At 40.3% G+C, this 16,394-nt stretch carries 9 protein-coding genes; 3 read left to right on the top strand and 6 right to left on the bottom strand.

Translation table 11 applies throughout. The features are described 5' to 3' along the window. The first annotated feature begins 53 nt into the window (after nt 1-53). Nucleotides 54-4,367, top strand: a complete 4,314-nt coding sequence (gene rpoC / locus EWM59_RS14060; RefSeq protein ID WP_130021617.1) for a DNA-directed RNA polymerase subunit beta' — start codon at nt 54-56, stop codon at nt 4,365-4,367. A 311-nt stretch (nt 4,368-4,678) separates the two neighbouring features. Further along, complete coding sequence (locus tag EWM59_RS14055; RefSeq protein ID WP_130021616.1) at nt 4,679-5,242, top strand: fasciclin domain-containing protein; 564 nt, start codon at nt 4,679-4,681, stop codon at nt 5,240-5,242. 93 nt (nt 5,243-5,335) lie between these two features. Here EWM59_RS14055 and EWM59_RS14050 read toward each other — a convergent pair whose 3' ends face one another. The 3 genes from EWM59_RS14050 to secA form a co-directional block, all read right to left on the bottom strand. Continuing rightward, nucleotides 5,336-5,893, bottom strand: a complete 558-nt coding sequence (locus tag EWM59_RS14050) for a methylated-DNA--[protein]-cysteine S-methyltransferase (RefSeq protein ID WP_229239361.1) — start codon at nt 5,891-5,893, stop codon at nt 5,336-5,338. A 225-nt stretch (nt 5,894-6,118) separates the two neighbouring features. Further along, nucleotides 6,119-6,655, bottom strand: coding sequence for a hypothetical protein (locus tag EWM59_RS14045; RefSeq protein ID WP_130021615.1), 537 nt, complete (start codon nt 6,653-6,655; stop codon nt 6,119-6,121). Between the two features lie 30 nt (nt 6,656-6,685). Further along, nucleotides 6,686-10,012, bottom strand: a complete 3,327-nt coding sequence (gene secA, locus EWM59_RS14040) for a preprotein translocase subunit SecA (protein WP_130021614.1) — start codon at nt 10,010-10,012, stop codon at nt 6,686-6,688. 307 nt (nt 10,013-10,319) lie between these two features. Between secA and EWM59_RS14035 the strand changes: the two genes are divergently transcribed. Beyond that, nucleotides 10,320-13,241 (top strand): FAD-binding and (Fe-S)-binding domain-containing protein, encoded by a 2,922-nt coding sequence (locus EWM59_RS14035; protein WP_130021613.1) that lies wholly within the window; start codon nt 10,320-10,322, stop codon nt 13,239-13,241. Nucleotides 13,242-13,302: 61 nt separating this feature from the next. Here EWM59_RS14035 and panB read toward each other — a convergent pair whose 3' ends face one another. From panB to lolB1, 3 genes are all read right to left on the bottom strand, one after another. Next, a complete protein-coding gene (gene panB / locus EWM59_RS14030; RefSeq protein WP_130021612.1) occupies nt 13,303-14,118 on the bottom strand; it encodes a 3-methyl-2-oxobutanoate hydroxymethyltransferase in 816 nt (271 codons plus the stop codon). Between the two features lie 127 nt (nt 14,119-14,245). Next, nucleotides 14,246-15,517 carry a murein hydrolase activator EnvC family protein gene (locus EWM59_RS14025; RefSeq protein ID WP_165372180.1) on the bottom strand — a complete coding sequence of 424 codons (1,272 nt, stop codon included), beginning with the start codon at nt 15,515-15,517 and terminating at the stop codon, nt 14,246-14,248. A gap of 31 nt (nt 15,518-15,548) precedes the next feature. Continuing rightward, complete coding sequence (gene lolB1, locus EWM59_RS14020; RefSeq protein ID WP_130021610.1) at nt 15,549-16,379, bottom strand: lipoprotein insertase outer membrane protein LolB1; 831 nt, start codon at nt 16,377-16,379, stop codon at nt 15,549-15,551. Nucleotides 16,380-16,394: the final 15 nt, after the last annotated feature.

Raw genomic sequence — 16,394 nt, 5'->3', positions numbered from 1 at the left:
ATTAAGACACACCGGATTTTTAAAAAATCATTTTCACATCAATCATAAGGAAAATGTCTTTAAAGAAAAATAAAAAACTTAATAGCGACTTCAACAGCATCACCATTAGTCTGGCTTCACCTGAGTCAATTCTGGAGAGCTCGTTTGGAGAAGTAACACAGCCGGAAACAATCAACTACCGTACCTACAAACCAGAAATGGGCGGTTTGTTCTGTGAGCGTATTTTCGGACCTGTGAAAGACTGGGAATGCCACTGTGGTAAATACAAACGTATTCGCTACAAAGGTATTATCTGCGACCGTTGCGGAGTTGAGGTAACCGAGAAAAAGGTTCGTCGCGAGCGCATGGGACACATCGAACTGGTGGTTCCGGTGGCACATATCTGGTATTTCCGTAGTTTACCAAACAAAATCGGGTATTTATTAGGGATGTCGTCGAAGAAACTCGACCAAATTATTTACTACGAACGCTACGTGGTTGTTCAACCTGGTATCAAAGGCGAAGATGGCATCTCTGCCAATGACTTCCTGACAGAAGAAGAGTATCTGGATATAGTTGACAAACTGCCAAGAGAAAACCAGATGCTTGACGATAAAGACCCGAATAAATTTATCGCCAAAATGGGTGCAGAAGCATTGGAAATGATGCTTTCTCGTATCAAGTTAGATGAACTTTCTTATGATTTACGCCACGCTGCGGCAACTGATACTTCTCAACAACGTAAAGCAGAAGCTTTAAAACGTCTGAAAGTAGTAGAGGCCCTACGTGATGCCAATACTCGTATCGAAAACAAACCAGAGTGGATGGTTATCCGCATGGTTCCGGTTATTCCACCAGAATTGCGTCCGCTTGTACCTTTAGATGGTGGCCGTTTCGCAACTTCTGACTTAAATGACCTTTACCGTCGTGTGATTATCCGTAACAACCGTTTGAAACGTTTGTTGGAAATCAAAGCACCAGAGGTAATCTTACGTAACGAAAAACGTATGTTGCAAGAGGCTGTCGATTCATTATTCGACAACTCTCGTAAAGTAAACGCCGTTCGTTCAGAGGGTAACCGTGCTTTGAAATCTCTTTCAGATATGTTGAAAGGTAAACAAGGTCGTTTCCGTCAGAACCTTTTGGGTAAACGTGTTGACTACTCGGGTCGTTCGGTAATTGTGGTAGGTCCAGAATTAAAACTACACGAGTGTGGTTTGCCTAAAGATATGGCCGCTGAGTTGTTCAAACCATTTATTATCAGAAAACTGATTGAGCGTGGAATCGTGAAAACAGTGAAGTCTGCTAAGAAAATTGTTGATAGAAAAGATGCCGTAGTCTGGGATATTCTGGAAAACGTATTGAAAGGACACCCCGTTCTGCTCAACCGTGCCCCTACGCTTCACCGCTTGGGTATTCAGGCTTTCCAGCCTAAATTGGTTGAGGGTAAAGCTATCCAGTTGCACCCGTTAGTTTGTACGGCCTTCAACGCCGACTTTGACGGTGACCAGATGGCGGTACACGTACCATTGGGTCAGGAAGCTATCATGGAAGCATCTATCCTGATGTTAGCTTCTCATAACATTCTAAACCCTGCTAACGGTGCGCCAATTACTGTACCTTCTCAGGACATGGTGTTAGGTTTGTATTATGTAACGAAAGGACGTAAATCAAGCGAAGGAGACAAAGTACCAGGAGATGGAATGACTTTCTACTCGGCAGAAGAGGTAATCATTGCTATGAATGAGGGTAAAGTTTCAAAACATGCCCACATTAAATGCCGTGTGAAAGTAAAAGACGAAAATGGTCAGTTAGTTGATAAAGTTGTTGATACAGTAGCCGGTCGTATTCTTTTCAACCAATGTGTGCCTGAGGAAGTAGGTTATCTGGACGAATTATTGACCAAGAAAAAACTGCAACAGTTGATTGGTCGTGTATTCAAAGAAGCCGGATACGCTCGTACTGCCAAATTCTTAGATGATATTAAAGAATTAGGATACCAGACAGCCTTCAAAGGTGGTTTGTCTATCGGTTTGGATAACATCATCGTACCGGAAGAAAAAACGAAACTCATCGCTGATGCTAAGGCAGAGGTAGAAGAGGTACAAAACAACTATATGTTTGGTATTATCACAGAGCGTGAGCGTTACAACCAGATTATCGACATCTGGGGCCGTGTAAACACACGTATCCGTGAGGTATTGTTGAAACAATTAGAAGCAGACCAGAAAGGTTTCAACCCAATCTACATGATGATGCACTCGGGTGCACGTGGCTCGCAAGAGCAGGTACGTCAGTTGGGTGGTATGCGTGGATTGATGGCGAAACCACAGAAAAATATCCAGGGTTCAGTAGGGGAAATCATCGAAAACCCAATCTTGTCAAACTTCAAAGAAGGTCTTGACGTATTGGAGTACTTCATCTCTACCCACGGTGCCCGTAAAGGTTTGGCCGATACAGCCTTGAAAACAGCCGATGCAGGTTATCTGACTCGTCGTTTACATGATGTAGCGCAAGACGTGGTAGTAAATGAAGAAGACTGTGGTACACTCCGTGGTATCCAGGTATCTGCCCTGAAAGACAACGAAGATATTGTTGAACCATTATCTGAGCGTATCTTAGGTCGTACATCCGTGTATGATATTATTGACCCATTGACCAAGAAACTGATTATCAAATCAGGAGAGGAAATCACCGAAGAAATTGCTGCACAGATCGATGAAACAGCGATTGAAACTGTGGAGATTCGTTCGGCATTGACTTGTGAAACCCAGACAGGTGTTTGCTCGAAATGTTATGGACGTAACCTTGCTACAGGCCGTATGGCGGATATGGGTGAAGCTGTAGGGGTAATTGCCTCGCAATCAATCGGTGAGCCGGGTACACAGCTGACACTTCGTACGTTCCACACAGGGGGTACTGCCCAGAACGTTGCTTCTGAAGCCAACATCAAAGCTAAATTTGGTGGGGTAATTCAATTAGAAGAAATGCGTACTGTACCATCGGTTGACCGTGAAGGGAACGAAATTACTATTGTTTTGGGTCGTCGTGGTGAGATTCGTATCCTTGAAGAAGGGACTAATAATATCCTGATTACTAACAACGTACCTTACGGGGCTACGTTGGAAGTGAAAAATGGAGATATAGTGAAAAAAGGTGATGCGCTTTGTCACTGGGATCAGTTCAACGCCGTTATCCTTTCTGAATTAGATGGTACTGTCGAGTACGAAGCTATCGAAGAAAATATCACGTATAAAGAAGAAGCTGATGAGCAGACAGGTTTCCGTGATAAGGTAATCATCGAATCGAAAGACCGTTCTAAAAACCCTGCTATCATTGTAAGAGTTGGAGGAGACGAAGATAAAGCTTATAACTTACCTGTAATGGCTCGTCTGACTGTTGAAAATGGTCAGAAGATTAAAGCAGGTCAGGCTTTGGCAAAAATCCCTCGTGCCATCAACATGAACCGTGATATTACGGGTGGTTTGCCTCGTGTAACTGAGTTATTTGAGGCTCGTAACCCATCGAATCCTGCGGTTGTTTCTGAAATTGATGGTATTACACAATATGGTTCTGTTAAACGTGGTAACCGTGAGATTTTCGTAGAAGCAAAAGACGGTGTTAAAATGAAATACATGGTACCTCTATCAAAACTGATTCTGGTACAGGATGGTGATTTCGTTTTAGCTGGTGACCCTCTGTCAGATGGTGCCATTACTCCGGCCGATATTCTACGTATCAAAGGACCTACCGCCGTGCAGGAATACTTAGTAAACGAAGTACAAGCCGTTTATCGTCAACAAGGGGTGAAGATTTCAGACAAACACATCGAGGTAATTGTACGTCAGATGATGCAGAAAGTTGAAATCGTAGATTCAGGAGATACCTTATTCCTTGAATACCAGATGGTTGATAAATGGGTGGTTCGTTTAGCTAACGACAAGATTATGGATAAGAAAGTGGTGATGGATGCAGGTGCATCGGATAAATTCAAACCAGGTCAGATTATCAGCGGTCGTGAGATGCGTGATGAAAACAGCCGTTTGAAACGTGCCGATTTACCACAAATTCAAGTGCGTGATGCCATGCCGGCTGTATCTCGTCCGACCCTACAAGGTATCACTACTGCGTCTTTAGGTACTGAATCATTTATTTCTGCAGCCTCGTTCCAGGAAACTACGAAAGTATTGTCTGAAGCGGCTGTAAGAGGTAAACGTGATATGCTTGAAGGTCTGAAAGAAAACGTTATCGTAGGACACTTGATTCCTGCCGGAACAGGTAACCGTAAATATCAGAACATCATCGTTGGTAACAAAGCAGAACTGGAAGCAGCCGCTGAAAAGCGTAAGTCACAAGAAGCAGCGAAACAACGTAGAGAATATGTTTAATTAACATATGATATAAAAAGGTAGGGGTTTAGAATTTTGAACCCCTACGTTGATAAAAATCCTCCTTATCATCAGATAGGGAGGATTTTGTTTTTATAACAAATCAGAACCTGATGAACGTATCTTATTATACTCTTAGCTCCCTGAAATAAGATAAGGGGAAAAAAATCCCCAAACTATCCGCTTATATTATATTTAACTGTTACTTTTTGCTCAAAATACCCTTTTTCCCTACTGGAACAGTTTCTTTACTATTATTCATGAGCCTATTTTGGCTCACAAATAAAGTATTTACAAAAACTAACAAAAGCATGAAAACTATCTCATTATTATTAGTGTCTGCTTTGATTTCATTGGGGACATTTGCGCAAGAAACGAGCGATAAAACAGTTATGGTTGGTGGCTCTGAAATGAGTTCTCATAAAAATTTGGTTGCAAACATTACGACCTCGAAAGAGCACACAAAACTTGTGGCAACACTGAAGTCTGCGGGTTTAGTATCAACTTTACAAGGACCTGGTCCATTTACTGTTTTTGCTCCTACTAACGATGCTTTTATGAAGATGGGTGCTACACCCTCCAAATCAACCTTAACAAAGGTTTTGAAATACCATGTAATTGATGGTAAATGGGATTCGAATGATATAATGTCAGCTATGAATAGTAATGGTGGTACATTCTCTGCGAAAACCATGCAAGGAGGTACACTTAAATTCTCTATGAGTGGAGACAGATTGATAGTTACTGACGAAAACGGTATGACTGCCACAGTTACTACCAAAGATATTTATCAAAGTAATGGTGTAGCGCACGTAATTGATTCGGTGCTGATGCCATTTGATAATAAGAAAGTGGTAAGTATGAGTAATAAATAGATTTTAATAGTCGGTTATAAATAAGGTAGCAGTAAAGGGTTCAGCGTTTTACTGCTATTTTTTTGCTTTTGCTTTCTCAGCTGCTTGATTTGGTTAAAATAAACGCAATTGTTCTTCTTTAGGCAGGCTACCTTCGTGGCGTAAAAGCCATTCTTTTCGCCACAAATCACCTCCATATCCCACCAGGCTTTTATCAGAGCCTATCACTCTATGACATGGTAAAATGATGGTTAAAGGATTATTGCCATTAGCAACCCCCACGGCCCTGATGGCTTTTTCATTGCCAATGATATGTGATAACTGCAAATAAGAAATAGTTTTGCCATAAGGAATACTTTTCAGGCTTTCCCAGACCAGCTTCTGAAATTCGGTTCCTTCCGGTAGAAGGGGCAAATCAAAATCTTTCAGTTCTCCTTTAAAATAAGCATCAAATTGCCTGATACATTCTTCAATAATAGGTGAATTTTCAAAGGTTTCCTGCAGTTGACGGCTGGGCTTTTTCTCTGCTTCCCGGAAAAGCACGTGGGTGAGGTGTGTATCTGTAGCGATGAGTTCTAATGCTCCCAACGGAGATTCATAATGTTTGATATAGGTCATACTGGTTAAATTATCATAAGGTTTCATGTGGTGAATCTCTTTAGTATGATACAAATTTTATTCTGATTTAGTGCGTTTTTATGTTTGTAGAGACGACATGCTGGCGTCTCCACAGGGATATTCAATCCAATAAAGTGATTTTAGGAATAAAAATAGAAGATGATATTTTGTACTCATAGGCCTTAGGAGACGCATGCAATGCATCTCTAAGAAAACAAAAGAAGCCACTAAAACTTAGCGACTTCTTTATTATGTATAAGACTTAAAAGCTTATTCAAATTACATTTTTTCTCTTACTAATTTCAACCTTTTAGTTGCTCTTCCTTCCTTTAAGAGAGAAACCTCATCAAAAGCTATGACATTAAATGTATAAATAAGTTGATTATGCTGAAGTATTCTCATAATCGTTTGATTATTTTCTTCAACTATGGCAATTGTATAAAAGTCCTTATTTGTTACCACTTTGGCCCTTGCAGCACAAATATTTTGTTCAACATGAGCGAAAGCGGTTTTTCTATAGAAAACTAAGGCTACAAAGTCGCAACAATTTTTCGTCTGAATATAGTAATTATGAACTTCGGCTCTATTAAGATAATTACTAACATCATATAAATAAAGAGTATCTGATGTATAGAAAGAACTATCTTTATTAGGTATTAGCCAAGAATCACTCCTCAGATTACCACTCCTTTTACTATCCTGGTTAATACTTGATTTGAAAATCTTAAATAGCTGAGTTTTTGACGGCCTTAAAGCTTGCCCGAATAATTCTTGCCCTAAAAATGATAAAGCGAGAAAAATACCTATCAGCCTCATCTACTTAAGATTATCAGTTTATCATATATTTTAATCAACCAATACAGCCTTCCCGCTCATTACATCTTCCTCCACGTGTTTGTATTTCACTTCACGTTTCACCGTACCATCTTTGTACTGCACACTCACACGTTGGTTTCTGTCTGCAATTTTCTGAGTACGTGCTGGAGTAACAGGGCGTGAGCCTGAATCTGGACTTCCGCTGCCACCTTCTTCACTGGCCTTATTGGTTTGCAATTTTGGTTTTTCTTCTTTCGGAGGCGCCAATTGCTGGAATCTTAATTCTACTACATTGGCTTTCATCAGGAAGCTCACTGTATCAGCATTTACCTTGTTCAGGAAGTTTTTAAACAACTCTACGGCTTCAAACTTATAAATCAACAATGGGTCTTTCTGTTCGTAAGAAGCATTCTGTACCGATTGTTTCAAATCATCCATATCACGTAGGTGCTCTTTCCACTCCTGGTCAATAACGGTTAACGAAATATGTTTTTCTATTTCTTTTATCAACTCTCTACCATCACTTTCCACAGAGTTTTTCAGATTACAGTACATACCAATATTTTGGGTACCATCACCAACAATAGCAATGAACTGCTCATCTACTAATCCACGACGGTCTTTTAATACATCAGTCAATACCGGAACCATGTTCTTGCGAATGTTATCATTCTTGGCTTTATAGGTTCTTTCGGCCTGCTGGTAAAGTCTGTCAATTAATTTGGTATTACCTTTCGAGAACTCGTTACGTTCGATTTCAGGTTTGATACCTAATTTCTGGATACTACGAAGTTCAAATTCGTCATAATTGCCTTCTGCATTCATCACAATATCACTACAGGTATCGTACATGATGTTGGCTATATCTAACGATAAACGGTCGCCAAAAAGGGCATTTTTCCGACGTTTATAAATGGTATCGCGCTGGATATTCATTACGTCGTCATACTCAATCAAACGTTTACGGGTACCAAAGTTATTTTCCTCAACTTTTTTCTGTGCTCTTTCAATAGAGTTGGTAATCATGGAGTGCTGAATCACTTCACCCTCTTCCATACCCATTCTGTCCATTACTTTCGCAATACGGTCAGAACCGAATAAACGCATCAACTGGTCTTCTAATGATACAAAGAATTGCGAAGTCCCAGGGTCTCCCTGACGACCTGCACGACCTCTCAACTGACGGTCGACACGACGGGAATCGTGGCGCTCAGTACCAATAATAGCCAAACCTCCGGCGTTTTTACTTTCAGGGGTCAGCTTAATGTCGGTACCACGACCGGCCATGTTGGTAGCAATCGTAACTGTACCTGGTTTTCCGGCTTCTGCTACAATATCGGCCTCACGGGCGTGTTGCTTGGCATTCAATACCTGATGCGGTATCTTGCGGAGCGTAAGCATTCTGCTCAGAATCTCCGAGTTTTCTACCGAAGTTGTACCTACCAGTACCGGACGACCAATGTTTACCAATTGCACAATTTCATCAACTACGGCATTGTATTTTTCACGTACGGTTTTATAAACCTTATCTTCTTCGTCTTTCCGGACAATCGCCCTGTTGGTAGGAATAGACACTACGTCTAATTTGTAAATCTTCCAGAACTCCCCTGCTTCTGTTTCGGCAGTCCCCGTCATACCTGCTAATTTGTGGTACATACGGAAGTAGTTCTGCAAGGTAATAGTGGCATAAGTCTGCGTTGAGTCTTCTACTTTTACATTTTCTTTCGCTTCAACGGCCTGGTGTAAACCATCAGACCAGCGACGACCGTCCATGATACGACCCGTTTGCTCATCAACAATCAGTACTTTATTATCCAACACCACATACTCAACATCTTTTTCAAAGAGTGTATAAGCCTTCAATAATTGATTGACTGCATGAATTCGTTCAGCTTTTAATGAATAATCACGAATTACTTCATCTTTTTTCAGAATTTTGTCCTGCTCTGTGGCATCTGATTTTTCGATAGCCGCCAAATCAACACCTAAGTCCGGCATCAGGAAGAAGTTATGGTCTTCACCTTCTCCGGTAATAAAGTCTAAACCCTTATCGGTCAACTCAATAGAGTTGTTTTTTTCTTCAATAGTGAAATATAATGGTGCATCAGCTTCCGGCATTAATTTCTGGTTTTCTGCCAGATAAGTTGCCTCGGTTTCATGCAAGATTTGTCTCATACCTTGTTCAGACAAATACTTAATCAAAGGCTTGTTTTTAGGCAACCCACGAAACGCACGGAACAATGCCAGACCACCTTCTTTTTTATTGCCTGCTGCAATTAACTTTTTAGCTTCATTAAGATAGCTATTAGTTAAAGTCTTTTGTGCTTCTACAATGCGTTGGATACGTGGTTTCAGTGATAAGAAGAGTTCTTCGTCTCCTGTGCGAGACATGGGTCCACTGATAATTAAAGGCGTACGGGCATCATCTACTAATACTGAGTCAACCTCATCGACCATTGCATAGTGGTGTTCACGTTGTACCAGTTCCTCCGGGTCATTTACCATGTTATCACGTAGGTAATCAAAACCAAACTCATTGTTAGTACCATACGTGATACCTGCCGCATAGGCAGCTCTACGATTAGGTGAGTTAGCGGCATGTTTATCAATACAATCGCAGGTAATCCCATTAAACTCAAAAATTGGCCCCATCCACTCAGAGTCACGACGAGCCAGATAATCATTCACCGTTACGATATGTACACCTTTACCTGCCAAGGCATTCAGAAATGCCGGGAAAGTAGCCACAAGGGTTTTACCTTCTCCGGTGGCCATTTCGGCAATTTTTCCTTTATGCAGGGCCGCACCCCCTATAATCTGTACATCATAATGTACCATATTCCAGGTAATCATATTTCCGGCGGCTAACCACTGGTTTTGCCAGATAGCCTTATCGCCTTCAATTCTGATATGGCCTTTTTTCATGGCCAGTTCACGGTCAAGATGGGTGGCAGTAACAGCAATTTCAGTATTTTCAGTAAAACGTCGAGCCGTTTCTTTTACTATCGCAAATGCTTTCGGTAGAATCTCTAAAAGAACTACTTCTAATTCTTTGTTTCTATCTAATTTCAATTCATCAATTTTTCTGAAAGAGGCTTCTTTTTCATCAACCTCCATATCAGGATTCTGGTCGATGTTTTCTTTCAGCTGACTAATCTGGTCGTCGATATGCGAAAGTTTCTTGGCTATATAGTCTTGTAACTCGGCAGTTTTGGCACGAAACTCATCATGGGAAAGATTTTTCAACTTGGCAAATTCTTCATTTGTCAGTCCTACATAAGGTTGTAACTCCTTATTATCTCTATCAGACTTTGTTCCAAAAATCTGGGTGATTCCCTTGGTTAAAAAATTCAGCATCTGTATATCTTGTTCTTTATTTCTTGTTGATATGAATGTTTACCTGTCAAATACCTCTCCAAATCTTTAAAATCTGCCATTTTGTCAAATTTTAAATGACTGATGGTGAAGCATTTCTATTTTTAAGGCTGCAAATTTACGCTTTTATGACAGTTTAATAACAACAAAATTAGGGGAATATTGTTAATAAATGTCCATGTTATGTGGTGAACGGCGAATTTTTAAAGTTTATTTAATTCTTTTCTTTTTGGATACTTAGTAAATCTGCCTTTTCTTCCTCAAATTTGACCCCAAAATACAGAACCCAATGTTTGAGTCATTGCTGAAAGATTTTGAGGGAGAATTATACTTCAGAAATACCACTACCGACGAGGCTATCAGAACGGTTTATGCTACTGACGCCTCTGTTTATCAGGAAAAACCAATTGCCGTAGCCTTACCAAAGAGTGTTCAGGATATTCGTCAGTTAATACAATTTGCCAATACCCATGAACTTACTTTAATTCCACGTGCAGCCGGAACCTCTCTGGCAGGACAAGTTGTAGGCAAGGGGTTGGTAGTAGATATTTCTAAAAACTTTATCAATATTTTAGAAGTCAATCGGGAGGAGAAATGGGTAAGAGTACAACCCGGAGTAATCAGAGATGATTTGAATGCTTATCTGAAACCTTATGGATTGATGTTCGGGCCGGAAACTTCTACTTCGAGCCGTGCCATGATTGGCGGTATGATAGGCAATAATTCCTGTGGTTTACATTCTATTATCTGGGGAGCAACCAGGGATAATCTGTTAGAGGTAAAAGCCTTGTTATCTGATGGAAGTGAAGCCCTTTTTGGAGCAATTAACGCCGTTGAATTAACTAAGAAAAGTCAGTTAAAAAGTAAAGAAGGTGAGATTTATAGAGAATTAATTGCCCTGATTGATAATCAGGGAAATCAGGAGGCTATCAGAAACGGATTTCCTAAAAAGACCATTACCCGTCGTAATACAGGCTATGCTCTTGATGTCATCGAGGAGATGTGGCAACACAAAGAGGATAAGCCTTTTAACCTGAGTAGCCTGATAGCAGGGTCTGAGGGAACCTTGTGTTTTGTTACAGAGGCTAAACTCAAACTGATAGATTTACCGCCTGCCGAAGTGGGCATGGTAGCTGTCCATACCGTAAGTTTGCACGAAGCCATGCTGGCGAATCTGATTGCCTTAAAACATAAATGTTCGGCTTCGGAATTGGTAGATGATTTTATTATGGAGTTTACCAAAACTAATATTGAGCAGTCGAAAAATCGGTTTTTTATAGAGGGTGGGCCAAAGGCGATTCTGATGGTAGAGTTTTTTGCTGAAACAGAAGCAGATTTACGAGCAAAAGCAGAAAATCTGATAGCAGAACTGAAAGCCAATGAATTAGGCTATGCTTACCCGATTTTGTTGCAGGAGGATGCAAAAAAAGCATGGGAAGTACGCAAAGGTGGTTTAGGCTTGTTAAGAAACTTGCCGGGTGATACGCAACCCGTGAATCTGATAGAAGATTGTGCGGTTGATGTTGAAGACCTGCCTGCCTATATTGCCGAATTAGAGGTGCTACTCAAAAGCCATCAGGTACAGTACTCGATGTATGCGCATGCAGGGGCAGGAGAATTGCATGTAGAACCGATGATAAATCTGAAAACCTCTGAAGGCAGAAAGCTATTCCGTACAATTCTGGCAGAGACAGCAGCATTGGTTAAAAAATATGGTGGCTCGCTTTCAGGTGAGCATGGGGATGGACGTTTGCGAGGAGAGTTTATCCCGTTTATGATGGGAGAGAAAAACTATAATTTATTCAGACAGGTAAAGCAGATTTTTGATGCAAAAGGTATATTTAACAAAGGCAAGATTGTAGATACCCCTCCGATGAATGAGTTTCTGCGTTATGAAGCTGATAAAAGTATTCCGGCACAGAAAACTGTCTTTGATTTCTCTAAACAAGAGAGTTTTTTGCGATTGGCGGAAAAATGCAGTGGCTCAGGAGATTGCCGGAAAACTGAAGTAACAGGCGGAACGATGTGCCCGAGTTATATGGCTACCCGAAGCGAAAGAGATACTACCAGGGCAAGGGCTAATATATTACGGCAATACCTGACAGATACCGCTGAAACAAAAGAAGTAGGCTTTAATGAAACCAAAGAGATTTTAGACTTATGTCTCTCGTGCAAAGCCTGTAAGTCAGAATGCCCTTCAAGTGTGGATATTGCCAAAATGAAAGGGGAGTTTTTGCAGCAATACTACGACGAGCATGGCATCCCTTTCCGCTCAAAACTGATTGGGACTTTTACGAAGCAGATGCGATTGGCAAGTTTATTACCTTGGGGATATAATTTTATATTCAAAACAGATTTTACCCGTCGCATGGCCAATCGGGTTGTTGGGTTTCATCCCGACCGCACCATGCCTTTGCTACATAGCCAGACTTTAAGAAAGTGGTACAAAAATGCCAAAGAGGTAAAAGAGTTTACTTCAACCAAAAAAGTCTATCTGTTTTGTGATGAGTTTACCGATTTTAACGATGTAGCAGTAGGGCAGAAACTGATTTTACTTCTACAGAAATTAGGCTATCAGGTATTGATTCCGAATCATGTAGAGAGTGGAAGAACGTATCTGTCGAAAGGTATGATTCGGGAAGCACAGAAAATTGCTGTACAGAATATAAATGCACTGAAAGATTTAGTAAAAGAAGATATACCTATTATTGGCATAGAACCATCGGCTATTCTGACATTGAAAGATGAATACCTGGAATTAGTACCGGAAAACCTCAGAGAATCAGCTCAACAAATTGCACAGCATACCTTTATTTTTGAAGAATGGTTTGCCCGTGAAATAGATAGAGGTAACATTAAAAAAGAACGATTCTCTACTGAAAAACGACTGATAAAACTGCATGGACACTGCCACCAGAAAGCCTTAGCATCACTTACACCAAGTAAGAAAAGTTTATCATTACCTGCTAATTATGAGGTGCATCTCATTCCATCAGGTTGTTGTGGCATGGCGGGTTCATTCGGGTATGAAGCTGAACACTACGAAGTTTCGATGAAAATAGGGGAATTAGTACTATTCCCAACGGTGAGAAAACAACCGGAAGAAGTGATAATTGCCGCCCCGGGAACCAGTTGCCGCCACCAGATAAAAGATGGAACGGGCAGAATTGCCAAGCATCCGGCAGAGATTTTATTTGAAGCGCTAAAATAACAATTGTGGCGCGAACATCCTGTTCGTCGCAAAAGCGAACAGGATGTTCGCGCCACAAATATTAATAAGACTCTTTCTCGTTAGGGAAATCTGATGATTTTACGTCTTTGGTATAATTCCTGACAGCATCTGTCATAATCGAATGTAAATCGGCATATCGGCGTAAGAAGCGAGGTGAAAACTCTTTGTTAATGCCTAACATATCATGTACTACTAAAATCTGTCCGTCACAATGTGGCCCTGCTCCGATACCTATGGTAGGAATGCTAACACTTTCGGTAACTCTTTTGGCTAAATCTGCAGGAATTTTTTCTAATACTACTCCAAAACAACCCACTTCGTCGAGCATTTTGGCATTTTCTATTAATTGCGCAGCTTCTTCTTCTTCTTTAGCTCTAACAGCATAAGTGCCAAACTTATAAATAGATTGTGGCGTAAGACCTAGATGACCCATGACCGGAATACCTGCACTCAGGATACGTACAATTGATTCTTTTACTTCTATACCGCCTTCTAATTTCACAGCGTGTCCCCCGGATTCTTTCATGATTCTGATGGCCGAGCGAAGTGCTTCCTCTGAATTGCCCTGATACGAACCAAAAGGTAAATCTACTACTACTAATGCTCTGCTTACTGCTTTTACTACGGCCTGTGCATGATAAATCATGTTATCGACCGTAATAGGTAAAGTGGTTTCATGACCTGCCATTACGTTTGATGCCGAATCACCTACAAGAATTACCTCTACACCTGCGCCATCAACTATTTTAGCCATTGAGTAATCATAAGAAGTAAGACAGGCTATTTTTTCACCTTTACGTTTCAGTTCCTGTAGGGTATGGGTAGTAATGCGTTTGATTTCAGAATGAGTAGACATAGAAGAATTAGTGAATTAGTGATTGAGTGAATTAGCGATTAGAACTTATTCACTTTACTATAACATATATGCTTTGGATTAGTTCTTAAATCAGCTTCTTAATGTACCTTATTGAATAATTACTCAATTACCTCGGTACCAGCCATTTTTCAGGGTTTAGCCTTTCTGTATTGTGCCATATCTGAAAATTGATTTCGGTTGCGCCACCTGATATTCCGGCTGTGCCAATGGTTTCTTTAGCACTTATTTTTTGTCCTACCGATGCAAACACCTGATTGAGATTTGCATAGACTGTGAAATAATCGCCATGTTGCACGGCCACTACTTTGCCTAAACCCGGAATTTCTGTTATGTCTTTTACAACCCCATCATATACCGACCTGACGGTGGCATTAGAGGGTGTCTGAATATCAATACCATTGTTGTTAATTAAAACGCCATGCAGAACCGGGTGTTCTTTTACCCCAAAACGGTCGGAGATAAATCCTCTTTGCACAGGCCAGGGTAAACGTGCACGAGATGCTCCAAACGAACGCCCTAAAGTTGTTTCTTCTGCGTCTAAATCCAGAATAGGTTTATTCTTTTTTCTGGTAGGGTTTGTTTTGGCTAATTTGGCATCTGTATCTTGTTTTCTTTCTCGTTCCTTATTCTTTTTCGCAATTTCTCTGGCTACTACATTGGCTATGAGGTTATCTAATTTCGTAACAGAGCGTTTAGTTGCCTCAATTTCTTTTCTTAAATCAGTCTCTTTTTTTGATAACTCACCCACCATTTCAGTTTGTTTGGTTTTGAGTTGTTCAAGATTCTTCGTTTCTACTACTTTCGCCGAAATTAATCGGTTTTTAGCCGTACGTTTGCCTTCTAAATTGGTTTGTCTTTCACGTAGCAAAGCCGCTACCTTGTTCATTTGCACTACTTGTGCTTTACGGTTTTCGGTATATTGCTGCAGGTACTTATATCGCATCAGCAATTCGTTAAAGGAAGAAGAAGAAAACAGAAAACTGAGCTTGTTTAGTTTGCCGCTATATTTTGAAGCAGAATAAAGCATGGCGGCATATTCCTGTTGCAGTTGAAGCAGTTTATTTTCAAGGTTTTCTTTGGCACCGATAATATCCTGCATTTCTACATCAATCAGTTCCATATCCTGCTCCATCAATCCAATCTGTTCTTCTTGCGAAGAAATCTGCTCTTTAATAGCCTTTATATTACCAACTGTAATCTCTTTTTTTGCTCTTGCGCTTTCTAAAGCCTTTTTAGTTTCAGCAATTTTTTCCAGATTTCTTTTCTTTTCATTTTCTAACTGCGCACGGCTTTTTCGGGTGCGTTGGGCAAACGCTTGTTGATTGACCAGTAAGCAGAAACAAAAGCAGGTAAGAAAAAAATATGTAAGACTTTTCAAAGACATCAGGTTTGGTTGAGGTTTAGCCCTGCTATTTAGGCGAATACCCTTTAGGAATACTGAACGAGAATCCAGGACTTTCGTCTAAAAACTCGATTCTATTATGCTGCAAATTTATTAAAGTCTGGTTAGTTTTATCATCTTTTGGGGCATCAATCTTGGCAAGAATAGCTTGCGGGAACAAAAAATTATTGATAGCCAGAAAATTACTGTAATCAATCTGCATTTTACTGCTGCCTGTTGCATCTGCAGCTATCAGTTTTTGTAGCTTTAGATTAGGTGCGGCAATAAAGTTTTCAATCTGTACGGTATTCTCTTGTTGTCTGATTATAAAATTATCTTCCTGTTTCATAACCTCATCGCCCTCACGTTTTTTGATAGGCATATTCCCAATCAGAATAGATTGTACGAGGTCATAGCTGAGATTGAAATTAAATTGTCGGCTCAGTGTAGCAAAATCGTATTTATAATAAGTACGATGCAGTCTGTCTAAGAAAATGATAGAATCTTTGGTGATAAGCCCTCTGGCAGCTTCTAAACCTACTGCAATTGATAACCATATTTTATTGTCTTTTTCGATATGAACTGTAACCGGAAAAGATTGACTTTCACTACCTGATGAATAATCTATTTTGGAACGTATTTTCAAAAACTTAAAATCTATTTCGGCAGGAGCTACATCTACTTTGGCTATAGGTGTCGGGCTGTTAGCTGTATCTGTATTGGCAGGTATATCAGTTGGCGTTACCACTACATTGGTAGAGTCTTTGGTTTCGGTTTTATGAATTTTCTGACGTTTGCAAGAGGTAGTAAATAAAACTATCAGACAAGAAAAAGTCAGAATGATATAACGGCTTGACATATTTGTGTGAGTTTT

This window comes from Emticicia agri (assembly GCF_004168285.1).
Classification (GTDB): Bacteria; Bacteroidota; Bacteroidia; order Cytophagales; family Spirosomataceae; genus Emticicia; species Emticicia agri.
This window is presented reverse-complemented; position numbering and strand designations above follow the sequence as displayed.